We start from the raw sequence: 22,844 nt of genomic DNA, 5'->3' as shown, positions 1-22,844 counted from the left end.
GCCTCTGGAAAATCAGAGGATCGACCGTATATGCCCGAAAGCGGAGAAGCCTCCGCTTTCATCCAAAATCACGCCCGCAGGGGCAAGGACTCCAAGATCATGACAAACAAGGTTTGGTTCATCACCGGATCGTCGAAGGGCTTTGGCCGCGTCTGGGCCGAGGCTGCACTCGCCCGAGGCGACCGCGTCGCGGCAACCGCCCGCGATGCTGGCACCCTCGCCGATCTCGTCGAGAAATACGGCGACAGGATTGCCGCGATAAAGCTCGACGTCACCGACAAGAAAGCCGTCGATGCCGCTGTCGCCGAGGCGCACAAGCGTTTTGGCCGGCTCGACGTCGTCATCAACAATGCCGGCTACGGCCATTTCGGCGCCATCGAGGAGGTCAGCGAACAGGAAGCTCGCGACCAGATCGAAACCAATGTCTTCGGCGCTCTGTGGGTCACTCAGGCCGCACTGCCGATCATGCGGGCACAGCGTTCCGGCCACATCATCCAGATCTCGTCGATCGGCGGCGTCAATGCCTTTGCCTCGCTCGGCCTCTACCACGCCTCGAAATGGGCGCTGGAGGCCTTCAGCCAGTCGCTCAGCATCGAGGTCGCGGAATTCGGCATCCATGTGACGCTGGTCGAGCCGGGCGGTTTCTCCACCGACTGGGCCGGGCCGTCGGCCAAGGTATCCCAACCGATCGAGGCCTATGCGCCCGCCCGTGCCAAGATGGCCGAGCGCCGCGCCAATTCGGTCGCCGGCGATCCAGACGCCACCGGGCCGGCCATGCTGGCCATTGTCGACGCCGCCGAGCCGCCGCTGCGGGTATTCTTCGGCGATGGCGGCCTGCCGATGATCAAGCAGGAATACGCCAACCGCATTGCCACCTGGGAGAAGTGGGACGACGTTTCCATCATGGCGCAAGGCGTGAAGAAGAACCGCAAGGGCTGAAGTCCAGCGCTTTTGCTGCGCCGCTCCATGGGCGGCGTAGCCGGCCCTCAGGCTTGATAAATCCACTGCTCCGGCACGCGCAGCGATATCTCTTCGCCTGCCCTAACCGTGCCTGGCTTCTCTACCCAGGTGACAATGCCGCGCAGCCGCTTCGCCGCTTTCGGGAACAGCAGAGCGCCGGCTTCGACGTCGGCCATTCCGGCGTTCTCCGCGATCGACCGGCCGGCGATGCGGCACGGACCATTCTGCGCGTCGACCTTGACTGTCACGCCGCCCTTGAAGAACAGCAGCGTGCCGGCCGGCAGCATGGAGAGGTTCGGCACCCCTTCGATCACAAGATTGGCGCCGATCCACTCCGGCCTGATCTCGGCCAGGCGCATGCGCTCGGCGACGATGGCGAGTTCATCCGCTGCCACGATCGACAGCTGCCGTTCGTTGCGCATTTCAGTGCCGCGCGGATACCAGGGCTCGCGCCCGCCCGAGCGCCGTGTCGGCCCGGCATGGAAATCGCCTGAAATGCCGTCGAAACCCAGCCGCAATTCGTCCACCGGGCGCGTCTGAAAATGATCCGCCGGCGCCACGTAAAGCGCTGCCGCCCTGGCGGCAAGCTTTCGCGCGGCAATGATTTCAACCGGCTTTTCAGCCTCGGGGAAGAGATCCGGCATGGCGTTCTTTCTATTCGTCATCCAGCGAATTAGCCGGGCGCGCTTCGCGGCGTCCAGTCGAAAGTGCTGATCGTCCGATCAACAGCACCGATAGGATCGCGATCACGCTTTTCTTACCTGTCATCGATCTCGCACCGCATTGCCGGCGCGCGGTGCCGGTTTCATAGTGACGTCCAGACGGTTTGCGGAGGCTGATCATGCGACCTGTGACGGCAATCACGTTGCTTTGGTTGATCTGGGCAGGAAGCTGGGCCGTCGCCGCTTTGTGGTCCGACCCTGCCCAGAAGCGCGCCGGGTTCAAGGCGGAGGCCCGCTATCGGGGTCTCTGGATAGCCGGCGCGGTGCTGCTGTTCATTCCGGCGCACGGCTATGAAGGCCGGCTCAGGCTGTGGATGCCTGATCTCCCCGAAGCCTGGATCTGTGTCGCCCTGATCGCCATCGGCATCGCCTTTGCCTGGTGGGCGCGCCTGCATCTCGGCAGGCTGTGGTCGGGCACCATCACCGCCAAGGCCGGGCACCGTGTCGTCAACACCGGCCCGTATGGCCTTGTCCGGCATCCGATCTACACCGGATTGCTGCTGGCGATCCTCGCCACCATGGCAGCCAAGGGCACCATGTGGGGCATAGCCGGAACCGCGCTGCTCATCATCGGCATCGTGACGAAAGCCAGGCTGGAAGAAAATTTCCTGCGCGGCGAACTGGGCAGCGCCTATGACGACTATGCCGCGCGCGTTCCGATGCTGGTGCCGTTCGCACCAGCATGACGCGGCAGCCTCAAAGCATTCTCAGCAGCGCGCCGCCGATCGAATAGCCCGCGCCGAAGGCGCAGATCAGACCGAAATCGCCCGGCTTCATATCGGCGTGGTTCTCCGACAGCGCGACGATGGCCCCGGCGCCCGCCGTGTTGCCCAGCCGCTCCAGCACCATTGGCGCGCGGTCGTGATCGACCTCGTGGCCGAACGACAGCTTCAGGATCATCGCATTCATCCGCGCATTGGCCTGATGCAGCCAGAAGCGCCTGATCGCCTGCGGCGTCAGCCCGTGCTCGGCGAGGAATTCGACGATGAATTTCTGCCCGGCGACGGTGACTTCCTTGAACACCTTGTTGCCGACCTGCTTGATCAGGTTGCCTTCCAGATTGATCATGTAGGGATCATCCTGGGCGGTGCGGGTATGGTAGCCCAGATTGGTGCGGATGTTGTTCGACATCTGCGTCCAGATGCGCGTGTCGAGCACCTCGAAGCGCCCCGGCCGCTTGTCGCCCTTGGCCAGGCCTTCGACCACCATCGACACCGAAGCGTCGCCGAAAATGAAATGCGTCTGCCGGTCGCGGAAATTGAGATGGCCGGTGATGATCTCGGGCGTCGTCACCAGAATGCGCTTGTGCGCGCCCGACCGCACCAAATTGACGGCGATGTGCAAGGCCGCCGCCGCCGAAGAACAGCCGAGCCCCATGTCGAAGCCTGCGCCCTTCGTGCCCAGCGCCTCCTGCATTTCGATGGCGATCGCCGGATAGGGCCGCTGGTGATGCGAGGCCGAGCAGATCACCAGGTCTATATCCGACGGCTGTAGCCCCGCATGCTCGAGAGCCTTCTTCGCCGAGGCGATGCCGAACTCGGCTTCGAGCGACAGCGCATCGTCGGGCCGAGCCGGAATGCGCGGCGACATGCGGGTCGGGTCGAGAATGCCTTCGCGCTCGATGACATGACGGGTGCGCACGCCCGAAGCGTGGACGATGAAGTCGCTATCCGATTTCGCCAGCGGCGGCTCGTCGGTGCCCAGGCGGCGCGCATTCTCCGCGTCGACCCAGGCATTGAAGCTGGCCACCAGCTCTTCATTGGTGATTGTGGGTTCGGGAATTTCAACGCCGATGCCGCTGATGATGACGCGATGCATATATCCAGTCCGTCCCATCCGCAGGCGTTGCGGGCTTCATGTGGGCGCCGGAATGCTCCGGCGCAACAGTTTTCTCACCGCGTCGGTTTACGCCGGCTTAAACCAAAGGTTTAGGCCGGACTGGTCCTCGTGCAACATGGATAATCAGGCCCGCTTGGCAACGATGAAGATGCGTGGAAAGCGCAAAAGCACCTTACCGCTAGCCGTTTTCGGATAGGCCTTGGCGATCTTGGCCGTGTAGCTTTCGAGGAACATCGCCCGTTCGTCGGAATCCAGCGGATCGAGGAACGGTTTCAGGCCCGTCGACTTCACCCATTCGACGATCGCTTCGGCGTCGGCAAGCGGGTGGTTGTAGATGGTATGCCAGATATCCAGCCGATCACTGTGCGGCGACAGGAGGTCATAGTAGGACGACACCGGCGGCAACGGCCCGCGTGCCGCGCCCTTGAACTTTTCGGCAAACGGCATTTCGGCGGCGGTCTCGCGCATCAGGCGGTGCGAGTCTTCGCCCATATTGTCGGGCATCTGGACGGCCAGCGCGCCGCCTGGCGCGAGGAAACCCATCAGCCGCTGGAAGACTGCGGGATGCTCGGGCAGCCACTGGAACACCGCATTGGCAAAAATCACGTCGACCGGCTCCGCCGGCTGCCATTTGGAGGCATCGGCCAGATCAAAGGTGACCTCGGGCAAGCGAGCCCGCGCCTTCTCGATCATGTCGGGCGAAGTGTCGAAGCCGCTCACCCCGGCATCCGGCCAGCGCCCGACAAGCAGTTCGGTCGAGTTGCCAGGCCCGCAGCCGATGTCGACGACCCGGCGTGGAAAGTCGACGGGCACCTGCGCCACAAGATCCCGCGCGGGCCGCGTGCGCTCGTCTTCAAATTTCAGATATTGGGCGGCGGACCAATCAGCCATTTGAGCTCCTCATGCCGGTTGAGATCGCCGCCCGGAAAACCCCCTACCGCGTCAGCCTCTTGTAGGTCATGCGGTGCGGGTTGACGGCATCCGGCCCGAGGCGGCGGATCTTGTCCTGCTCGTAATCCTCGAAATTGCCCTCGAACCATTCGACATGGCTGTCGCCCTCGAAGGCGAGGATGTGCGTCGCCAGGCGGTCGAGGAACATGCGATCGTGCGAGATGATGACCGCGCAGCCACCGAAATTTTCCAGCGCGTCTTCGAGCGCGGCCAGCGTTTCGGTGTCGAGATCGTTGGTCGGTTCGTCGAGCAGCAGCACATTGCCGCCGGTCTTCAACATCTTGGCCAGATGCACGCGGTTGCGCTGGCCGCCGGAGAGGTTGCCGACCTTCTGCTGCTGGTCGCCGCCACGGAAGTTGAACGACGCGCAATAGGCGCGCGTGTTGGCCTCGAACTTGCCGAGCTTGACCACTTCTGCGCCGCCGGAAATCTCTTCCCACACCGTCTTCGACGGATCGAGAGCATCGCGGCTCTGGTCGACATAGCCGAGCTTCACCGTTTCGCCGACGCGCACAGAACCCGCATCCGGCTTTTCCTGGCCGGTGATCATGCGAAACAGCGTCGTCTTGCCGGCGCCGTTCGGGCCGATGACGCCGACGATGCCGCCCGGCGGCAGCTTGAATTCCAGGCCATCGATGAGCAGCGTATCGCCAAAGCCCTTCGACAGGCCTTCCGCCTCGATGACCACATTGCCGAGCCGCTCGCCATGCGGAATGACGATCTGCGTGTCGCTCGGACGCCGCTTGTCGGCTGCATCCAAAAGATCCTGGAAGGCCTGGATACGCGCCTTGGATTTGGTCTGGCGGGCCTTCGGGCTCGACTGGATCCACTCGCGCTCGCGGCCGATGGCGCGCTGGCGTGCATCGTCCTCGCGGCCTTCCTGCTTGAGCCGCTTGGCCTTGGCTTCGAGGTACTTGGTGTAGTTGCCCTCATAGGGAATGCCGCGGCCGCGATCGAGTTCGAGGATCCAGCCGGTGACGTTGTCGAGGAAGTAGCGATCGTGGGTGATGATCATCACGGCGCCCGGATAGGCACGCAGATGCTTTTCCAGCCATGCCGTGGTTTCGGCGTCGAGATGGTTGGTCGGTTCGTCGAGCAGCAGAAGGTCGGGCTGGCGCAGCAGAAGCTGGCAAAGCGCGACGCGGCGGCGCTCGCCGCCCGAAAGCTTGGTGACTTCCGAATCCTTGGGCGGGCAGCCCAGCGCTTCCATCGCCATCTCGACCTGCTGTTCGAGGTCCCACAGGTTGAGCCGATCCATCTCGTCCTGGAGCTTGGCCGACTCGTCGGCCGTCTCGTCGGAATAGTTCATCATCAATTCGTTGTAGCGCTCGATGATGGCGGTCTTGGCGGCGACGCCTTCCATGATGTTTTCGAACACGGTCTTGTCCGGATCGAGCGCCGGCTCCTGCGCCAGGTAGCCGACAGTGGCGCCTTCGGCGAGCCACGCTTCGCCGTTCCACTCCTTGTCGAGCCCGGCCATGATCTTGAGGATCGTCGACTTGCCCGAACCGTTGGGGCCGAGGATGCCGATCTTGGCGTCCGGATAGAAGGAGAGATGGACATTCTCGAGCACCTTCTTGGTGCCATAGGCCTTGTTGAGGCCGGCCATGTGATAGATGAACTGGCGTGCCACGCGCGCTTTCCCTGAAAAACCGACTGGATTTGTCGAATTGAATGGAGGTTGGCCGCTATGTAGGCGATGCGGCGGCGAACGGCAATCGCTTTTGCCAGATCAGGCCAATCACACGGACAAGTGTGGACCGCTGCTCGTGCAGTCTGGGGGCCGTTCAGCCGCCCTTACTGGAACCCGATAGCGTCGACGGTGCCGGTCGGGCAGCCTGCCTTGTTGGTCGGCACCGAAGCCAGCAGCAGGTCCTTGAGCGCGCTGTTCGGGCCGATCGGGCCGGCGAGGCCGAGGGTCAGTTCGCCGATCAGCCGCCTGCCGCTCGACGGATCGATGACGCAGGAAACGCGCACGCGGTCCCCTGCTCCCGCCCCGAAGGCAGTGTCGAAAGCGCCGCGGATCTGGTCGGCCGTCAGCTTGCCGCCGATGTTCTTGGCAAAGAGATCGCGCACCGGCGAACTGTTCACCGCGCGCATCAAATTCAGCGCGTCGGAGAAATAGTCCTGCTGGCTCTTGCCGTAGCAGGTGCCGTGCTTGATCCATTCATGCCGTTCGAGGTGGGAGGCCGTTCCAGGCATCACCTGATCGAGTTCCGTGCGGGTGTTGGCGTCAAGATTGACCGGCGGCAGGTCTTTCCAGTGGGCCGGATTGTCGTTGGCCTTGTCACTCGCCGTCGCCTGGCAATAGAAATTGCCATTCGGCTGCGGCCACAGGCCGTGCAAGGTGAAATGCGTGGCGTCGAAATCGCCGGCACTTTGTGCCCTGCATTCGGTCTTGTTCGACTTTGTCTCGCAAAACGCCGGCTGCCAGCTCAGCGCGAAGACGTATTCGGGCTTCCCCGATGCCGCCGGCTTGCCTTGCCCGTCAGGCGCGGCCGGCACGGTCGCCGCGCTGCTGCCGGAAACATGGCCGCAGCTGACCTTCACCCAGCGGCGCTCCGGATCGGCGCCCGGCACCAGGATGAGATAATGCGTCGGCGTATCCTTGTTGCCGGCAAGCAGCTGATAGCTCTGCCCGGCATCGGTCGAGACATTGCCGGGGTTCTTGCCGTTCTTGATCGCCTGCGTCGCCGGACAGGCGGCGTCGGCGACGAAGCTGCCGCTCATCTTCACGTCGGCATGCGCGGCCCCGGCCAGCGACGCCGCCAACATGGCCAATCCGAAAACGACACCGATGCGCATGGAGAATCCCCGGCTGAAGAAGTGGGCGACAGACTGAAGCTGTCTCCATGTCAGAATTGCGATATTTTGCTGACCGAACGCAAGAAACATCGTCGCGAAAAGCGGGTTTGCCGGATTGACGCATAATGTGGGCCGGCGCAAACAAAGCCAACGACGACAAAAGCAGGGGCGGGACCAGGCGGCATGTCATTCAGCCAGCAGCGCGTGGTTGCCTCGCCGACCGGTGCCGAGCTCAATCTTTTCGTCAGGCAGGCCGATGGCCGGGCACGCGCCGTCGTCCAGATCAATCACGGGCTAGCCGAGCACGCAGCGCGCTATGCCCGCTTTGCCGATTTTCTTGGCTCGCGCGGTTTCGACGTCTATGTCCACGATCATCGCGGCCACGGCGCGACCAAGGCGTCCGACGCTCCGCTCGGCAGGTTCGCCGACAGGGACGGTGCCGCCAAGGTGATCGCCGACGTCGACGTCATCCATGATCTCATCGCCCGCGAACGGCCAAACAGACCGGTCATCCTGTTTGGCCATTCGATGGGTGCGTCGGTGGCGCTGAACTACCTGTTGCGCCACTCGCCACGCGTTCACGCGGCAGCAATCTGGAATGGCAATTTCTCCCAAGGCCCGCTTGGGCAGCTTGCGCTCGGCATCCTTGCCTGGGAACGGATGCGGCTCGGCTCCGACGTGCCATCGCGCCTGCTGCCGAAACTCACCTTCCAGGCCTGGGGCAAGGCGGTGCCCAATCACCGCACAGTGTTCGACTGGCTGTCGCGCGACGAAGCGGAAGTGGCGAAATACATTGCCGATCCCTTGTGCGGCTGGGACGCTTCGGTGTCGATGTGGCGCGACGTCGTCGGTATGGCGCTGAACGGCGGCAAGGATGCCGGCTTTGCCGGTATCCGGCGCGACCTGCCCGTCAGCATCGTCGGCGGCGAGAAGGATCCGGCTTCCGACTATGGCAAAGGGATCACCCATCTTGCCAATCGCATGCGCAAGATGGGCTTTTCGAATCTGGTTTCAAAGGTTTACGCCGACACCCGCCACGAAAGCCTGAACGAGGTGAATCGCGACATTATCATGGATGATTTCGCCGCCTGGGCCGACGAAGTCCTCAAAGCGTGACGGATTGGCCCATTGCAAGAGCCGTGACAGCCGTTGCAGGGCTTGATAGAGGCTCTGCTTTCGCAGCAATCGCAGTGATTGCGGCAACCACGGTGATCCATGGCTGAGCCCCCGCTGAAAGGCGTCCGCGTCGTCGAACTCGCCCGCATCCTTGCCGGGCCATGGGCCGGGCAGTTGCTTGCCGATCTCGGCGCCGATGTCATCAAGGTCGAGAGCCCCGATGGCGGCGACGACACCCGCAAATGGGGCCCGCCCTTCGTCATCGGCAAGGACGGCGAGAACCTGTCGGCCGCCTATTACCATTCCTGCAATCGCGGCAAGCGCTCCATCGCCATCGATTTCTCGACCCCGGAAGGCGCCGAGACGGTGCGCCGGCTGGTCGCCACTTCGGACGTGCTGATCGAGAACTTCAAGCTCGGCGGCCTGAAGAAATACGGCCTCGACTATGACAGCCTGCGCAAGATCAACCCGCGCCTCGTCTACTGCTCGATCACCGGTTTCGGCCAGGACGGACCCTATGCGCCGCGCGCCGGCTACGACTTTATCATCCAGGCCATGGCCGGCATGATGTCGATCACCGGCGAGGTCGGCCGCGAGCCGCAAAAGGCGGGCGTCGCCATCTCCGACATCTTCACCGGCCTTTATTCGGTCATCGCCATCCAGGCAGCACTGCGCCATGCCGAGCAGACCGGGGAAGGTCAGCATGTCGACATGGCGCTTTTCGACACCCAGATCTCGGCGCTCGGCAACCAGAATTTGAACTATCTCGTCTCCGGCAGATCGCCGGTGCAGATGGGCAATGCGCATATGAACATCGCCCCCTACGAGGTGGTGCCGGTCCGGGATGGGCACATCATCCTGGCGGTGGGCAATGACGGCCAGTTCGCCAAATTCTGCGCTGCCGTCGGGCTGGACGATCTGCCTGCCAATCCCGACTTCGCCACCAATCCTGCCCGGGTCGCTAACCGGGTCAAGTTGCGCGAACGCATGGTCGAGGCGCTGAAGGTTTTTGATCGCGATCCGCTGCTGGCAAAGCTCGAAGCGGCCAGCGTGCCGGCGAGCCCGATCAACACGATCGGCCAGATGTTCGCCGACCCGCAGACGATCGCGCGCGGCATGCGGCTCGACCTGGACGACGGCCATGGCAATCTTCTGCCTTCGGTGCGCGCGCCGATGGTGATGTCGGGCACGCCGCTGGTCTATGAGCGCCCCTCGCCGCGCCTGGGCGAGCACACGCAAGAAATCCTTGCCGAACTGGAGAAGTCTGGACAATGAAGACCGGCGGACAACTCATCGTCGACGCGCTCGAAGCCAACGGCACCGACCGCATCTACTGCGTGCCCGGTGAATCCTATCTGGCGGTGCTCGACGCGCTGCACGATTCAGCGATCCGCACCATCGTCTGCCGCCAGGAAGGCGGTGCCGCCATGATGGCCGATTGCCACGGCCGCCTGACCGGCAAGCCCGGCATCTGCTTCGTCACCCGCGGCCCCGGCGCCACCAATGCCTCGGCCGGCATCCACATCGCCATGCAGGATTCGATACCCGTCATCCTGTTCATCGGCCAGGTCGCCGGCCACGCCAAAGAGCGCGAGGCTTTCCAGGAGGTGGATTACAAGAGGTTCTTCGGCGACATCGCCAAATGGGTAGTCGAGATCGACGACGCCTCGCGCATCCCAGAATTCGTCACCCGCGCCTTCGCCGTGGCGACATCGGGCCGTCCCGGCCCGGTGGTGATCTCGCTGCCCGAAGACATGCTGACCAGTGTCGTCGAGGCGCCCGTCGCCTTGCCGCACACACAGGTGGAAACACGGGCCGGCGAAGCGGAACTCGATGCGCTGGAAAAGCTGCTGGCCAAGTCCAAGCGGCCTTTCGTCATCCTTGGCGGCACGCGCTGGGACGCCGAGGCGGTTGCACAAATGCGCACGATCGCCGAGGCCTGGTCGCTGCCGGTCGGCTGTTCCTTCCGCCGCCAGATGCTGTTCGATCATCTGCATCCGAACTATGCCGGCGATGTCGGCATAGGCATCAACCCGAAGCTGGCCACAGCGATCAAGCAGGCCGACCTCGTGCTGCTGATCGGCGGCCGCATGGGCGAAATGCCCTCCTCGGACTACACGCTGCTGAAAAGCCCCTACCCGGCCCAGACACTGGTCCATGTCCATGCCGATTCCGGCGAGCTCGGCCGCGTTTACAGGCCGGCATTGGCGATCAACGCCTCGCCGTCCGCCTTCGTCGACGCTTTCGCCAAACGCAAGCCGGCCTCCGCACCCGTCTGGGCAGCCGAGACGCCAAAGCTGCATGCCGCCTATCTCGACTGGTCGACACCACCCGAAAGCGGCCCCGGCCCGGTCCAGATGGGCCCGATCATGAACTATCTCGAAAAGATGCTGCCCGACGACGCCATCCTCACCAACGGCGCCGGCAACTATGCCACCTGGGTGCATCGTTTCCACCGCTTCCGCCGCTTCGCCACTCAAGGTGCACCGACGTCAGGCTCGATGGGCTATGGCACGCCTGCGGCAGTCGCCGCCAAAGAGCTGTTTCCAGAGCGCACCGTGGTCGCTTTCGCCGGCGACGGCTGCTTCCTGATGAACGGGCAGGAATTCGCCACTGCCGTGCAATACGACCTGCCGATCATCGTCGTCGTCGTCAACAACGGTATCTACGGCACCATCCGCATGCATCAGGAGCGCGAATATCCCGGCCGCGTGGTGGCCACCGACCTCAAGAACCCCGATTTCGCGGCTCTCGCCCGCGCCTATGGCGGCCATGGCGAAACGGTCGAGAAGACGGCGGACTTCGCCCCGGCCTTCGAACGCGCCCGCGCCAGCGGCAAGCCGGCGATCGTCGAGATCCGGCTCGACCCCGAAGCGATCACCCCGACCCGGACGATGACCCAGATCCGCGACAAGGTTTGAGAGCCGACCGGGGCAAGTCGAGTTCCTTCACGCCCCCTCTGCCCTGCCGGGCATCTCCCCCTCAAGGGGGGAGATTGGCAGTTTCGTCGTCTCGCCCTTCTTCCAACACTGGCGATTGGCGAAACCCGAAGTACATTCGATCTCCCCCCTTGAGGGGGAGATGTCCGGCAGGACAGAGGGGGGCGCTGTCCCGCCAACCTTCAACGGTCAGCTACTTCGCCTTCTCGATCTGGCCGCGGACCTCCCCATTCGGGTTCGCTTTGGTGTGGACGTTGACGTAATACTTGCCGGCCTCAAGGTCAGCCGCCTGGGCATCAGTGAGCGTCTCCGACCCCTTGATCGGGCTCTTGAGTTTTTTGAACGGGATGACAGGGTCGGCGTTTTCACCCATCGCCGCAGGGCCATGGATATGCGCGGCCGTCGCCGGTCCGCTGAGGCCGGAATATTTGACGTTCCAGTTGAGCTTCTTCTTGGTCGTGTCGAAGGTGAAAGTGGCCGTGCCCTTACCCTTCGTGGTGACGGGCGGGCTCTGCTGGCTGCCGTCTAGTGTCGCCTTGAACTTTTCCATGGCTGCCAGGGCCGGCGATGCGAACAGGAAAGCGGTCGAAATGGCCAGCGCCGACAGCGCCGGTAAGAAGGATTGGGTGCGCATGAAGAACCTCCGATTGACTGTGCACGCGTCGCGGCTCCCCGGCGCGCGCATGCGCCAACGGAACGGCCTGGCGGCACAATGTATCCAACCACACGTTTTTGTGATGACGTATAGAGATCCTAGGGGCCGTCCTGTCCGGCTTTAGCGATAGCGGTCAGACCGCCGCCAGCGCCTGCGTCAGGTCGGCGATCAGATCGTCCGGATGCTCGACGCCGATCGACAGCCTGACCGTGGTCTCCAGCACGCCGATGCGCTGGCGCACCTCGAAGGGAATGCCCGAATGGGTCATGGCCGCGGGGTGACTGGCCAGCGATTCCGTTCCGCCGAGGCTCACCGCCAGCTTGAAGATCTGCAATCCGTTGAGGAAGGCGAAAGCCGCCTTCTCCCCGCCCTTGATGTCGAAGGAGAAGGTTGATCCGGCGCCGCTGCATTGCGCCCTGTAGGCGCGGCCGGCCGGCGTATTCTCGCCCAGAAACGGCAGGTAGTGCACCTTGTCGACCTTGGCGTGGTCGCGCAGGAATTCGGCAACCAGGCGAGCATTGTCGTTGGCCCGCTCCATGCGGATCGACAGCGTCTCCAGCGAGCGGCCGAGCATCCAGCAGGAATGCGGGTCGAGCTGCGTGCCGATCGCGCCGCGCAGCGCCTTGATCGGCTTGGTGATAGCCTTGCTGCCCATGGCGGCACCTGCGATCAGGTCGGAATGGCCGCCGACATATTTGGTCAGCGAATAAACCGACACGTCGGCACCATGTTCGATCGGCCGCTGGAACACCGGACCCAGCAATGTGTTGTCGCACACGATGATCGGCGTAGACCCTTGGCTCGCGCCGATCTCGTCGGCGATCTTGCGCATCAGCGCGAGGTCGACCAGGCTGTTGGTCGGGTTTGACGGCGTCTCGATCAGGATGATCGACACGCGGCCTTTCGCGACGGCCGCGTCGGCGGCCGTGCGCACTGCCGGCTCGTCCACGCCATCCGCGAAACCGACAGCACCGATGCCGAAACCGGAGAGCGTGCGCGTCAAAAGCGTCTCCGTGCCGCCGTAGAGTGGCTGCGAATGCAGGATGACGTCGCCCGGACGGGCATAGGCGAGCAGCGTCGTGGCGATCGCCGACATGCCCGATGAAAACAGGATGCAGGCATCCGTCCCCTCATAGATCGCCAGCCGGTCCTCGACGATCTCGCTGTTGGGATGATTGAAGCGCGAATAGACCAGGCCGGAGGCGGTGCCGCTCGGCGGCTCCTTCCTGCCGGAGGTGTAGTCGAAGAAGTCGCGTCCCTCCTCCGCCGACTTGAACACGAAGGTCGAGGTCAGGAACACCGGCGGCTTGACGGCGCCCTCCGAAAGCTGCGGATCGAAGCCATAGCTCAGCATCAGCGTCTCCGGGTGGAGCTTGTGGTTGCCGATATGGCTTTTCGACGGGCGTGGCGCGGTCATGGCTTTTCCTGCCTGTTCGAGTGAAATAGTGAACGGCAATTTATGCGATCTCGTTCCATCAATCCTTGCTATTTTTGGGCTCACATGGCTGCATCCCCGCAACAAATTGCCTGGAGAGACCGAAAATGCAGCAGAAGATAGCCGACGATTTCGACCTGAAAATCCTGCGTGAGCTGCGGGCCGACGCCCGCATCACCAACAACGAGCTTGCCGAGCGCATCGGCCTGTCGCCGTCGCCCTGCCTGAGGCGTGTGCGGCGGCTGGAGGAGACCGGGGTCATCAGAGGCTACACCACGCTGGTCGATCCCTCAGCCTTCGGCTGGAGCATGGTCGCCATCGCCACCATCCGGCTCAGCCGCCAGAACGAAGACGAGATCGTGATGTTCGAGGACGCGATCCGCGGCTGGGAAGAGGTGCTGGAATGCCACCTCGTCACCGGTTCGCGCGACTATGTGCTGAAAGTGGTGACGGGAAGCCTCGAACAATACGAGCGCTTCATCAAGGAAAAGATCGCGCGGCTGAAATGCGTCGCCTCGATCGAGACCAGCTTCGTCATGAACACCATAAAGGAACGGCGCCTCTGACATTTCTGCCGGAGGCGCCGCTTTCTGGATAGATGTGTTGCCGGCTAGGCTTACTTGACCGCTTTGTCGGTGATGGCGGTGGTGTAGGCGCCGGTCGGCTCCTTGGTGATGATCTTCTGGTCGAGCAGCGCCTTGGCGGTGCGCTCGTAGGTCGCCGGGTCAAGCTTGCCGTCGGCATTGTCGATCAGCTTGGCGACTTCGCTCATCATGCGCTTCTGGTGGTTCTCGTCCTGACCGCCGCCGTCCATGACGATGCCTGCGGCTTCGTCATTGTTGTCGATGGCGTATTTCCAGCCCTTCATCGAGGCGCGCACGAAACGCACCATCTTGTCTTCGAAGGCCGGATCCTTGAGCTTGTCTTCGGACGCATAGAGCCCGTCCTCGAGCAGGTCGTTGCCCATGGCCGAGTAGTTGAACACGGTCAGCTGTTCCGGCTTGTAGCCGGCGTCGATCAGTTGCCAGTATTCGTTGTAGGTCATGACCGAGATGCAGTCCGCCTGCTTCTGGATCAGCGGCTGCACGTCAAAACTCTGCTTGAGCACCGTGACGCCGTCCGGGCCGCCCTCGGTCTTCAGGCCGAGCTTGTTCATCCAGGCGTAGAACGGATACTCGTTGCCGAAGAACCAGACGCCGAGCGTGTGGCCCTTGAAGTCGGCTTCGGTCTTGATCGGGCCGTCCTTCGGGCAGACCAGTTCCATGCCGGCCTTCTTGAACGGCTGGGCGATGTTGACCAGCGGCACGCCCTTTTCGCGGGCAGCCAGCGCACCGCCCATCCAGTCGACGATAACGTCGGCACCACCGCCGGCGATCACCTGCTCGGGCGCGATATCGGGACCGCCCGGCTTGATGTCGACGTCGAGACCCTCGGCCTCATAGAAACCCTTGGCCTTGGCGACATAGTAGCCGGCAAACTGGGCCTGCGTGACCCATTTCAGCTGCAACGTCACCTTGTCGGCGGCCATTGCCTGGAAAGCGGCAAGCGACATCGCGCCAGCCAGAACGGGAATAATCAGTCTTTTCATTTTGTTACCCTCTGAAGTTAGTGCCCTAAACCCACCGCCCCTATCCACCACGGACAGAGGGATGCCAAAACGTGACGGCTCTTTCGACAAGAGCGACCACGCCATAAAAGACCGAACCCGCAAGTGCTGCAACTGCGATTTCGGCCCAGACCATGTCGATGTTCATCCGCCCGACCTCGGTCGAGATGCGGAAGCCCATGCCGACGACAGGCGTGCCGAAGAACTCGGCAACGATGGCGCCGATCAGCGCCAGCGTCGAGTTGATCTTCAGCGCGTTGAAGATGAAGGGAGCTGCTGCCGGCAGCCGAAGCTTCAAGAGCGTCGGCCAGTAGCCCGACGCGTAGGTGCGCATCAGGTCGCGCTCCATATGGCCGGAGGCGGCCAGACCGGCGACCGTGTTCACCAGCATCGGGAAGAAGGTCATGATGATGACCACCGCCGCCTTGGACTGCCAGTCGAAGCCGAACCACATCACCATGATCGGCGCGACGCCGATGATCGGCAGCGCCGAGACCATGTTGCCGATCGGCAGCAGGCCGCGCCGCAGGAAAGGCACACGGTCAGCGAGCACCGCGGTGATGAAGCCGGCGCCGCTGCCCACGACATAACCGAAGATGACCGCCTTGAAGATGGTCTGGCGGACATCGGCGCCGAGCACCGGCAGCGAACCGGCGATGCGCGCGCCGATGGCACTTGGCGGCGGCAGCAGGATGAAGGGTATGCCGGCCCCACGCGTCACCGCTTCCCAGATGATCAGGATCCAGGCGCCGAAGATGGCCGGGATGATCAGGCGCAGCGCGGTGCGAGCCCATTTGGCGAAGGGACGCAATGATGACAGCACCGCCACGCAGCGCCAGCCAAGCAGCCATGCGGCGGTGAGAAGCAGGAAGTACGGCGTCCGCGCCAGGCCTTCGAAACCGGTGATGCCTCCAATCAGCAGCCACGCGAGCAAATGCGCGCCGATGAAAAGCACAACGGCTTCGACGATGGACGGTATTCTGGCCGTCGAGATCAAAGCAGCGACAAGCAGAACGCCGAAGATCAGCCAGGTCGTCGCCACATAGGGATATATCAACGTCCCTGCAGGCTGCGCCAGTGGATCGACTTTCGGCGCGGCGATCGGGCCGAGCGCCACTGCGATCAGGCACAGCACGATCGCCAGCACTGCCTGCCAGGAGGGTTTCAGCCAGTTCATGCCGGCCTCCCGCCCATGGCGCGGTCGACGAGGCGCCCGGCAATGCCGACCACCATGACCAGAAGGGCGGCCACCACCGAACCGGCGACCAGCGCCGACCAGATGTCGATGGACTGGCTGTAATAGGCGCCGGCGAGCAGCTTGGCGCCGATGCCGGCGACAGCGCCAGTCGGCAGTTCGCCGACGATGGCGCCGACCAGGCTTGCCGCCACCGCCACTTTCATCGAGGTGAACAGGAACGGCACCGAAGCAGGCACGCGCAACTTCCAGAAGGTCTGCGCGCGACTGGCATTGTAGGTGTGCATCAGGTCGAGATGCATGATCTCGGGCGAGCGCAGCCCCTTCACCATGCCGACAGTCACCGGGAAGAACGACAGATAGGTCGAAATCATCGCCTTCGGGACGAGCCCGCTGATGCCGATCGCCCCCAGCACGACGATGATCATCGGCGCCACAGCCAGGATGGGAATGGTCTGCGAGGCGATGATCCACGGCATCAGGCTGCGGTCGAGCGTCGCCACATGGACAATGCCGACGGCGATGATGATGCCGAGCGCCGTGCCGAAAGCGAAGCCGAGCAGCGTCGACGAAAGCGTCACCCAGGCATTGTAGACCAGGCTGCGGTTGGAGGTGATGGGCCGCAGGAAGGTGTTCTCGAAGAAATTCACCGCCACCTGGTGCGGCGCCGGCAATGTCGGCTTCGGCTGCGACAGCGTCTTGCCGATGAGTTCGCTGAACGTGGATGTTTCACCGGCGCGACGATCGAGATCGCGCTGGAACGGCGTGTTGAGGATGACGGCGAAGACATACCAGAGCGCGATCACGCCAACGAGGATGGAGGTGACGGGAACGAGCTTATCGCGGAAGGTGTCCATCAGGGTCGCTCCCCTCCTCTCGCCAACAGGAGAGGGCGGCAATCCCAGGTCTTCGTCATCCTGGGGCGAAGCAAGGAGCGAAGCGACGCGGCGCAGACCCTAGGATCCATGCCGTTACCTCTATGCTCCGCAACGGTGCTGAACATGGCTCCCTGTGCCTCGCCCTGCTTGGCGGGTATTCTCAGCCGCTTGCGCCCTTCGGCGGACGTCGCGGCATGGATCCTAGGGTCTGCGCAGGCCGCTTCGTGCCTGCTCCGCCCTAGGATGACAAAAGCGTGGTTGGCCGCTCCCTTTACGCGCGCCGCTTCGCGGCGCCCTAGGATGGCGCGGTTGGCCGCCCCCTCACCCGACCTCCGCTTCGCTCCGGCCACCCTCTCCCCGTTGGGGAGAGGAGGAAGCTCATCCTGCCCCTCAATCATCATAGCTGTGCCCCGCGCGCAGCCCGTCCCGCACCCGCGCTGCGATCGCCAGAAACTCCGGCGTCTCGCGGATGTCGAGCGGCCGCTCTCTCGGCAGCGTCGATTCGATGATGTCGCTGACACGGCCCGGGCGCGGCGACATGACGACGATGCGCGTCGACAGATAGACGGCCTCCGGAATGGAGTGGGTGACGAAGCAGATGGTCTTGTTGGTGCGTCCCCACAATTCCAGCAGCTGCTCGTTGAGATGGTCGCGCACGATCTCGTCCAGCGCGCCGAACGGCTCGTCCATCAGCAGCAGGTCGGCGTCGAATGCCAGCGCACGGGCAATCGAGGCGCGCTGCTGCATGCCGCCCGAGAGCTGCCAGGGATATTTCTTCTCGAATCCAGAGAGGTTGACGAGGCCGAGCGTGCGCTTGATCCGCTCGCCTTGCTCCGCCCTGGATAGGCCCATGATCTCCAGCGGCAGCCCCACATTGCGCTCGATGGTCCGCCACGGAAACAGCGCCGCCGCCTGAAAGACATAGCCATAGGCGCGTTTCTCGCGCGCCTGCTCTGCTGTCATGCCATTGACGGAAATCGCCCCCGAGGTCGGCTTCTCCAGATCGGCGATGACGCGCAGCAGCGTGGTCTTGCCGCAGCCCGAAGGCCCGATGAAGGAGACGAACTCGCCCTTGCCGATGGTGAGATCGACATTGGACAGCGCCTGCACCGGCCCGTCATTGGTCTGGAAAGTCAGCCCGAGTTTGCTTGCCGCGACGACGGCTGGCGAATTCCCCGTCATCGGCTGCCGCCTGCCTGTTTCCGTTCCTGCGGCTGGAATCCGATTGCTTTTATCGCGATGTTGTTTTCCACTTGCCCTGTCCCATTTGGCCCTGTCCCTCTGACCTTGTCCCACGCGATCGACGCCCGGAGTTTCCCCGATGTCGCCCAAACCCACTTGTCATCTTATCCGCCCTGAAAGCACTTATGAAGGCAAGCAGGGGCTGACCTATTTCGCCGGCATTGCCGCCGAGACCGTCGGTGCCTCCGGCATCTGCATGCACATGCTCACCATGCCGCCCGGCGCCCGCGCCAAGGCGCATATGCACGAGAGCCACGAGACGGCGATCTATGTGCTCTCCGGCGAAGTTCACACCTGGTATGGCGACCGGCTCGAGCATCATATCGTCGTCAAGGCCGGTGATCTCTTCTACATCCCCGCCGGCGTGCCGCATCTGCCGGCCAACCTGAGCGGCGCCCCGTCCTCTGCCGTCATTGCGCGCACCGATCCCAACGAACAGGAGAGCGTCGTCCTGCTGCCGGAACTGGATGCGCTGGTCGCCGGAAGCTGACTTCGCCGGGCTAGGCGCCCGTCGGCCAATTGCTTGAGGTTTGCGCCCGCCAGCTTCGGCAATCATCGGCACCGAGACACTTCCCCATAGACGGTGCCGTCCGCATCCGCGATCAACAGTTTCTTGGCGTTCTTGGTGCTGTGCTTGATGATGAAGGTGGCGGGCGACTTGCCCTCTTCGCCTTCGGCCTCGCACTCCGCCTTCACCACAAGCGAGCCGTCGGCCTGGACCCTCTTGCCGGTGAAGGTGCAAGCGCTCGTCGCCGTGATGAAGTCGGTGTTGGTTAGAAGCAGCATGTCCTCGGCGTAGACTTCCTGGCCGTTCTTGTTGATGCAGCCGGACTTGTTGCCATAAGGTTTGGCTAGGTCGATGCCGGCCGCCGACACTTGGCTGGCCACCAGAAGCAAAACTGCCGCGAAAAGAAGTCCCCCGCGCCGCACCTCAAACCCCGGTCGCCGGGATGCCGGTGCGTTCCACCTTGCGCGGCGCGGAGATTTCCTTCCACGTCGACAGCGCCCGGTTGACGGCCGCATTCGGCTCGCGGCCGACGAATTCACCATGGCCGGGCTTGGTCTTGACCTCGGACTCCTGGATCGACAGTTCGCCACGCGAGAACACGAACCGCGGCAGGCCGGTCACCTCGAAACCCTCGAAGACATTGTAGTCGATCACCGATTGCTGCTTCTTGGACGAAATTGTCTTCTTGCGCTTGGGATCCCAGACGACGATGTCGGCGTCGGCACCCTCTACGATGGCGCCCTTCTTCGGATACATGTTGAGGATCTTGGCGATGTTGGTCGAGGTCACCGCGACGAACTCGTTCATCGTCAGCCGGCCGGTGTTGACGCCTGTGGTCCACAGCACCGGCATGCGGTCTTCAAGCCCGCCGGTGCCGTTCGGGATCTTGGTGAAATCGCCGACGCCGTTGCGCTTCTGTTTGGTGGTGAAAGCGCAATGATCGGTCGCCACCACCTGCAGCGAACCCGCCTGCAGGCCGGCCCACAGCGAGTCCTGGTGCGATTTGTTGCGGAAGGGCGGGCTCATCACGCGGCGCGCCGCATGGTCCCAGTCCTTGTCGAAATACTCGCTCTCGTCCAGCGTCAAATGCTGGATCAGCGGCTCGCCGAACACCCGCATGCCCTTCTGGCGCGCCCGGCGGATCGCTTCGTGGCTCTGCTCGCAGGAGACATGCACGACATAGAGCGGCACGCCGGCCATGTCGGCGATCATGATGGCGCGGTTGGTCGCCTCGCCTTCCACTTCGGGCGGCCGCGAATAGGCGTGGCCCTCGGGGCCGTTGTTGCCGGCAGCCAGCAGCTTCTGCGACAGTGCCGCCACCACGTCGCCATTCTCGGCATGAACGAGCGGCAGCGCGCCGAGATCGGCGCAGCGCTGGAACGACGCATACATCTCGTCGTCGTCGACCATCAGCGCGCCCTTGTAGGCCATGAAATGCTTGAACGAGGTGATGCCCTTGTCGACGACCGTGGCCATCTCGTCGAACACCTGCTTGCCCCACCAGGTGATCGCCATGTGGAAGGAGTAGTCGCACGACGCCTTCGAGGTCTTGTTGTCCCACATCTGCAAGGCTTCGAGCAGCGACTGCTGCGGCGCCGGCAGGCAGAAATCGACCACCATGGTCGTGCCGCCGGAGAGCGCCGCGCGCGTGCCGGATTCGAAATCATCGGCCGAATAGGTGCCCATGAACGGCATTTCGAGATGGGTGTGCGGGTCGATGCCGCCCGGCATGACGTAGCAGCCGGTGGCGTCGAACTCATGGTCGCCATGCAGGCCCGAACCGATGGCGACGATCTTGCCGTGCTGCATCAGCACATCGGCCTTCCAGGTGCGGTCGGCGGTGACGATGGTGCCGTTTCGGATGACTTTGGTCATTGACTGTTCCCTTGTTCTCTTCGCGCTTCTTTACGAGCGTCGTTTGGAAGGTGGATTCTAAGCTCACTCCACGATGACAGCCGTCTCCACCACCGCGTGGAACAAGACATCGGCACCCGCCGAAGCCCATTCCTTGGTGATCTCCTCGGCCTCGTTGTGGCTGAGGCCATCGACGCAAGGGCACATCACCATCGCGGTGGGCGCGACACGGTTGATCCAGCAGGCGTCGTGGCCGGCACCGGAAACGATGTTGCGATGGGAATAGCCAAGGCGGTCGGCGGCATCGCGGATCGCCTTGACGCAGCCGGCATCGAAAGTCACCGGATCGAAAGCGCCGACCTGTTCGATCTCGTAGCGGATGTCGAGTGCATCGCAGATCGTGTCGATGCCTTCGCGGATGCGGCCATCCATCGCGTCCAGCACTTCCTTTTCCGGCGAGCGGATATCGACGGTGAAGACGGTGCGCCCGGCGATGATGTTGCGCGAATTGGGATAGACCTCCATGTGGCCGACCGCGCCGACGGCATCGGGCTGGTAGTCCATGGCGATCTCATGCACCAGTTCGATCACCCGCGCCATGCCGAGCCCGGCATTGCGGCGCTTGGGCATCGGCGTCGAGCCGGTATGGGCTTCCTTGCCGGTCAGCGTCACCTGCAGCCATTTCAGGCCCTGGCCATGGGTGACGACCCCGATGTCGATATCTTCATCCTCGAGGATCGGTCCCTGTTCGATATGCAGTTCGAAGAAGGCATGGATCTTGCGGTCACCGACCTTCTCGGGGCCTTTCCAGCCGATACGCTCCAGTTCCTCGCCGAATTTCTTGCCCTGCTTGTCGACATGCCCGTACACATCGGCCTGGTCGAGCACGCCGGCGAACACGCCGGACGCCATCATAGCCGGCGCGAAGCGCGAGCCCTCCTCGTTCGTCCAGTTGGTGACGACGATCGGATGTTTGGTCTTGATGCCGAGATCGTTGAGCGAGCGCACCACTTCAAGCCCGCCCAGTACGCCGAGCACGCCGTCATACTTGCCGCCGGTCGGCTGCGTATCGAGATGGCTGCCGACATAGACCGGCGGCAGGCTGGGATCGGTGCCTTCGCGGCGGGCAAACATCGTGCCCATTTCATCGACGCCCATTTCGAGCCCGGCCGCATCGCACCAGCGCTTGAACAGATGCCGCCCTTCGCCGTCTTCGTCGGTCACGGTCTGGCGATTGTTGCCGCCGGCAATGCCGGGGCCAATCTTCGCCATCTCCATGATGGAATCCCACAAACGGTCTGAATTGATTCGCAGATTCTCGCCGGGTGCGGCCATCTCGAGTTCCCATCTACACCGGGGGTCTTGTCGCCCCTTGAGTGATTTACAGCTTGACCGTATGGTCAGCTTTTAAACTACACAACCTGACCAAGCGGTCAACTAGAATCTTGGGGTAGACATGGCAGAACCCACCCGCCCCATGCGGCGACAGGAGATCCGCCGAGAGAATGAAAAAACCATTCTCGTCGCTGCAGAGAAGGTGTTTGCGGAGGCAGGGTTTGGCGGCGCCACGATGCAGTTGATTGCGGATCTGGCCGGACTGCCGAAGGCAAATCTCCACTACTATTTCGCCACCAAGGAAGAGCTTTACCGGTCGGTCGTTCAAAACATCTTTGAAATCTGGCTACAGGCGGCCAATTGCTTCGACGCGGCGCGCGGGCCCATAGACGGCATCAGTGCCTATATCGACGCCAAGATGGAAATATCACGCCGCCATCCCGACGGCTCGAAGGTCTGGGCCTCCGAAGTGATGCACGGGGCGCCGGTGCTTCAGGACTATATGGAATCGACGCTGCGCGAATGGACCGACGGCCGCGTCGAGATCATCAGGCGCTGGATCGAGGAAGCCAAGATGGACCCGGTGGATCCGCGCCATCTGCTCTATATGCTTTGGGCCACGACCCAGCACTACGCCGATTTCGGCCATCAGATCGAGACACTCAATGGCGGAAAACCTCTGTCCGACCGGCAATGGCGGGAAGCCAAGGAAAATATCAAGCGGGTGATCCTGACCGGGATCGGTGCGTTGCCCGCCTGACTGTAATGGTTCGTTGCAAGCAAAAGGTCAGGTCGGCGCGCTGC

At 63.2% G+C, this 22,844-nt stretch carries 22 protein-coding genes; 8 read left to right on the top strand and 14 right to left on the bottom strand.

Annotated elements, in window-relative coordinates:
* Positions 1-99 precede the first annotated feature (99 nt).
* Positions 100-939 (top strand): SDR family oxidoreductase, encoded by an 840-nt coding sequence (locus EN949_RS04160; protein ID WP_063170269.1) that lies wholly within the window; start codon positions 100-102, stop codon positions 937-939.
* A 47-nt stretch (positions 940-986) separates the two neighbouring features.
* Here EN949_RS04160 and EN949_RS04155 read toward each other — a convergent pair whose 3' ends face one another.
* Entirely contained in the window at positions 987-1,604 is a 618-nt protein-coding gene (locus EN949_RS04155; RefSeq protein ID WP_063168494.1) for an MOSC domain-containing protein, read from the bottom strand.
* Positions 1,605-1,801: 197 nt separating this feature from the next.
* Here EN949_RS04155 and EN949_RS04150 point away from each other — a divergent pair, with 197 nt between their 5' ends.
* The gene (locus EN949_RS04150) at positions 1,802-2,368 is read left to right on the top strand and encodes an isoprenylcysteine carboxylmethyltransferase family protein (protein ID WP_063168495.1); all 567 of its coding nucleotides are present in this window, start codon (positions 1,802-1,804) and stop codon (positions 2,366-2,368) included.
* Positions 2,369-2,378: 10 nt separating this feature from the next.
* On the opposite strand, the gene EN949_RS04145 is transcribed toward EN949_RS04150, so the two are convergent.
* From EN949_RS04145 to EN949_RS04130, 4 genes are all read right to left on the bottom strand, one after another.
* Complete coding sequence (locus EN949_RS04145; RefSeq protein WP_013530925.1) at positions 2,379-3,500, bottom strand: beta-ketoacyl-ACP synthase III; 1,122 nt, start codon at positions 3,498-3,500, stop codon at positions 2,379-2,381.
* A gap of 144 nt (positions 3,501-3,644) precedes the next feature.
* Positions 3,645-4,412 (bottom strand): trans-aconitate 2-methyltransferase, encoded by a 768-nt coding sequence (gene tam / locus EN949_RS04140; RefSeq protein ID WP_127366651.1) that lies wholly within the window; start codon positions 4,410-4,412, stop codon positions 3,645-3,647.
* Positions 4,413-4,455: 43 nt separating this feature from the next.
* The gene (gene ettA / locus EN949_RS04135) at positions 4,456-6,105 is read right to left on the bottom strand and encodes an energy-dependent translational throttle protein EttA (protein WP_013530923.1); all 1,650 of its coding nucleotides are present in this window, start codon (positions 6,103-6,105) and stop codon (positions 4,456-4,458) included.
* A gap of 164 nt (positions 6,106-6,269) precedes the next feature.
* The gene (locus EN949_RS04130) at positions 6,270-7,277 is read right to left on the bottom strand and encodes a ribonuclease T(2) (protein WP_013530922.1); all 1,008 of its coding nucleotides are present in this window, start codon (positions 7,275-7,277) and stop codon (positions 6,270-6,272) included.
* A 183-nt stretch (positions 7,278-7,460) separates the two neighbouring features.
* Between EN949_RS04130 and EN949_RS04125 the strand changes: the two genes are divergently transcribed.
* From EN949_RS04125 to EN949_RS04115, 3 genes are all read left to right on the top strand, one after another.
* Entirely contained in the window at positions 7,461-8,393 is a 933-nt protein-coding gene (locus tag EN949_RS04125; RefSeq protein WP_013530921.1) for an alpha/beta hydrolase, read from the top strand.
* Between the two features lie 99 nt (positions 8,394-8,492).
* A complete protein-coding gene (locus EN949_RS04120; protein ID WP_127371152.1) occupies positions 8,493-9,668 on the top strand; it encodes a CaiB/BaiF CoA-transferase family protein in 1,176 nt (391 codons plus the stop codon).
* Positions 9,665-11,314: a thiamine pyrophosphate-binding protein gene (locus tag EN949_RS04115; RefSeq protein ID WP_127366258.1), complete on the top strand. Its 1,650-nt coding sequence runs from the start codon at positions 9,665-9,667 to the stop codon at positions 11,312-11,314. The genes EN949_RS04120 and EN949_RS04115 overlap by 4 nt, the downstream gene beginning before the upstream one ends.
* A 211-nt stretch (positions 11,315-11,525) precedes the next feature.
* Here the strand turns inward: EN949_RS04115 and EN949_RS04105 are convergent, their stop codons facing one another.
* Both EN949_RS04105 and EN949_RS04100 read right to left on the bottom strand, forming a co-directional pair.
* A complete protein-coding gene (locus EN949_RS04105) occupies positions 11,526-11,966 on the bottom strand; it encodes a CHRD domain-containing protein (RefSeq protein ID WP_013530918.1) in 441 nt (146 codons plus the stop codon).
* A gap of 154 nt (positions 11,967-12,120) precedes the next feature.
* On the bottom strand, positions 12,121-13,404 hold the full coding sequence (locus tag EN949_RS04100; protein ID WP_127366260.1) for a cystathionine gamma-synthase family protein: 1,284 nt from the start codon (positions 13,402-13,404) through the stop codon (positions 12,121-12,123).
* 125 nt (positions 13,405-13,529) lie between these two features.
* On the opposite strand from EN949_RS04100, the gene EN949_RS04095 reads away from it, so the two are divergent.
* On the top strand, positions 13,530-13,988 hold the full coding sequence (locus EN949_RS04095) for an Lrp/AsnC family transcriptional regulator (RefSeq protein WP_024501498.1): 459 nt from the start codon (positions 13,530-13,532) through the stop codon (positions 13,986-13,988).
* Between the two features lie 50 nt (positions 13,989-14,038).
* Here EN949_RS04095 and EN949_RS04090 read toward each other — a convergent pair whose 3' ends face one another.
* The 4 genes from EN949_RS04090 to EN949_RS04070 all read right to left on the bottom strand — a co-directional run bounded on the left by EN949_RS04090 (position 14,039) and on the right by EN949_RS04070 (position 18,283).
* A complete protein-coding gene (locus EN949_RS04090; protein ID WP_013530916.1) occupies positions 14,039-15,010 on the bottom strand; it encodes an ABC transporter substrate-binding protein in 972 nt (323 codons plus the stop codon).
* A gap of 40 nt (positions 15,011-15,050) precedes the next feature.
* Entirely contained in the window at positions 15,051-16,205 is a 1,155-nt protein-coding gene (locus EN949_RS04085) for an ABC transporter permease (protein ID WP_013530915.1), read from the bottom strand.
* Positions 16,202-17,080, bottom strand: coding sequence for an ABC transporter permease (locus EN949_RS04080; RefSeq protein WP_013530914.1), 879 nt, complete (start codon positions 17,078-17,080; stop codon positions 16,202-16,204). Before EN949_RS04080 ends, EN949_RS04085 begins: the two co-directional genes overlap by 4 nt.
* A 411-nt stretch (positions 17,081-17,491) precedes the next feature.
* Positions 17,492-18,283, bottom strand: a complete 792-nt coding sequence (locus tag EN949_RS04070; RefSeq protein ID WP_013530913.1) for an ABC transporter ATP-binding protein — start codon at positions 18,281-18,283, stop codon at positions 17,492-17,494.
* A gap of 139 nt (positions 18,284-18,422) precedes the next feature.
* Here EN949_RS04070 and EN949_RS04065 point away from each other — a divergent pair, with 139 nt between their 5' ends.
* On the top strand, positions 18,423-18,833 hold the full coding sequence (locus EN949_RS04065) for a cupin domain-containing protein (protein WP_013530912.1): 411 nt from the start codon (positions 18,423-18,425) through the stop codon (positions 18,831-18,833).
* Between the two features lie 62 nt (positions 18,834-18,895).
* Here the strand turns inward: EN949_RS04065 and EN949_RS04060 are convergent, their stop codons facing one another.
* The 3 genes from EN949_RS04060 to EN949_RS04050 form a co-directional block, all read right to left on the bottom strand.
* Positions 18,896-19,231: a hypothetical protein gene (locus EN949_RS04060; protein WP_245268535.1), complete on the bottom strand. Its 336-nt coding sequence runs from the start codon at positions 19,229-19,231 to the stop codon at positions 18,896-18,898.
* A 43-nt stretch (positions 19,232-19,274) separates the two neighbouring features.
* Positions 19,275-20,726, bottom strand: a complete 1,452-nt coding sequence (gene hydA, locus EN949_RS04055) for a dihydropyrimidinase (protein WP_013530910.1) — start codon at positions 20,724-20,726, stop codon at positions 19,275-19,277.
* 63 nt (positions 20,727-20,789) lie between these two features.
* Positions 20,790-22,040 carry a Zn-dependent hydrolase gene (locus tag EN949_RS04050; RefSeq protein WP_013530909.1) on the bottom strand — a complete coding sequence of 417 codons (1,251 nt, stop codon included), beginning with the start codon at positions 22,038-22,040 and terminating at the stop codon, positions 20,790-20,792.
* 121 nt (positions 22,041-22,161) lie between these two features.
* On the opposite strand from EN949_RS04050, the gene EN949_RS04045 reads away from it, so the two are divergent.
* Positions 22,162-22,800, top strand: a complete 639-nt coding sequence (locus tag EN949_RS04045; RefSeq protein WP_013530908.1) for a TetR/AcrR family transcriptional regulator — start codon at positions 22,162-22,164, stop codon at positions 22,798-22,800.
* The last annotated feature ends 44 nt before the right edge of the window (positions 22,801-22,844 follow it).

The organism is Mesorhizobium sp. M7A.F.Ca.US.007.01.2.1 (assembly GCF_003998165.1).
Classification (GTDB): Bacteria; Pseudomonadota; Alphaproteobacteria; order Rhizobiales; family Rhizobiaceae; genus Mesorhizobium; species Mesorhizobium ciceri.
Note: the sequence above shows the minus strand (reverse complement) of the source record. Positions and strands in the feature narration are given on the sequence as shown.

Excerpts from the sequence above, each read along its gene's own strand:
- EN949_RS04160 (WP_063170269.1), top strand. The coding sequence starts at position 100 with ATGACAAACAAGGTTTGGTTCATCACCGGATCGTCGAAGGGCTTTGGC.
- EN949_RS04155 (WP_063168494.1), bottom strand. The coding sequence starts at position 1,604 with ATGCCGGATCTCTTCCCCGAGGCTGAAAAGCCGGTTGAAATCATTGCC.
- EN949_RS04150 (WP_063168495.1), top strand. The coding sequence starts at position 1,802 with ATGCGACCTGTGACGGCAATCACGTTGCTTTGGTTGATCTGGGCAGGA.
- EN949_RS04145 (WP_013530925.1), bottom strand. The coding sequence starts at position 3,500 with ATGCATCGCGTCATCATCAGCGGCATCGGCGTTGAAATTCCCGAACCC.
- tam (WP_127366651.1), bottom strand. The coding sequence starts at position 4,412 with ATGGCTGATTGGTCCGCCGCCCAATATCTGAAATTTGAAGACGAGCGC.
- EN949_RS04130 (WP_013530922.1), bottom strand. The coding sequence starts at position 7,277 with ATGCGCATCGGTGTCGTTTTCGGATTGGCCATGTTGGCGGCGTCGCTG.
- EN949_RS04125 (WP_013530921.1), top strand. The coding sequence starts at position 7,461 with ATGTCATTCAGCCAGCAGCGCGTGGTTGCCTCGCCGACCGGTGCCGAG.
- EN949_RS04120 (WP_127371152.1), top strand. The coding sequence starts at position 8,493 with ATGGCTGAGCCCCCGCTGAAAGGCGTCCGCGTCGTCGAACTCGCCCGC.
- EN949_RS04115 (WP_127366258.1), top strand. The coding sequence starts at position 9,665 with ATGAAGACCGGCGGACAACTCATCGTCGACGCGCTCGAAGCCAACGGC.
- EN949_RS04105 (WP_013530918.1), bottom strand. The coding sequence starts at position 11,966 with ATGCGCACCCAATCCTTCTTACCGGCGCTGTCGGCGCTGGCCATTTCG.
- EN949_RS04100 (WP_127366260.1), bottom strand. The coding sequence starts at position 13,404 with ATGACCGCGCCACGCCCGTCGAAAAGCCATATCGGCAACCACAAGCTC.
- EN949_RS04095 (WP_024501498.1), top strand. The coding sequence starts at position 13,530 with ATGCAGCAGAAGATAGCCGACGATTTCGACCTGAAAATCCTGCGTGAG.
- EN949_RS04090 (WP_013530916.1), bottom strand. The coding sequence starts at position 15,010 with ATGAAAAGACTGATTATTCCCGTTCTGGCTGGCGCGATGTCGCTTGCC.
- EN949_RS04085 (WP_013530915.1), bottom strand. The coding sequence starts at position 16,205 with ATGAACTGGCTGAAACCCTCCTGGCAGGCAGTGCTGGCGATCGTGCTG.
- EN949_RS04080 (WP_013530914.1), bottom strand. The coding sequence starts at position 17,080 with ATGGACACCTTCCGCGATAAGCTCGTTCCCGTCACCTCCATCCTCGTT.
- EN949_RS04070 (WP_013530913.1), bottom strand. The coding sequence starts at position 18,283 with ATGACGGGGAATTCGCCAGCCGTCGTCGCGGCAAGCAAACTCGGGCTG.
- EN949_RS04065 (WP_013530912.1), top strand. The coding sequence starts at position 18,423 with ATGTCGCCCAAACCCACTTGTCATCTTATCCGCCCTGAAAGCACTTAT.
- hydA (WP_013530910.1), bottom strand. The coding sequence starts at position 20,726 with ATGACCAAAGTCATCCGAAACGGCACCATCGTCACCGCCGACCGCACC.
- EN949_RS04050 (WP_013530909.1), bottom strand. The coding sequence starts at position 22,040 with ATGGCCGCACCCGGCGAGAATCTGCGAATCAATTCAGACCGTTTGTGG.
- EN949_RS04045 (WP_013530908.1), top strand. The coding sequence starts at position 22,162 with ATGGCAGAACCCACCCGCCCCATGCGGCGACAGGAGATCCGCCGAGAG.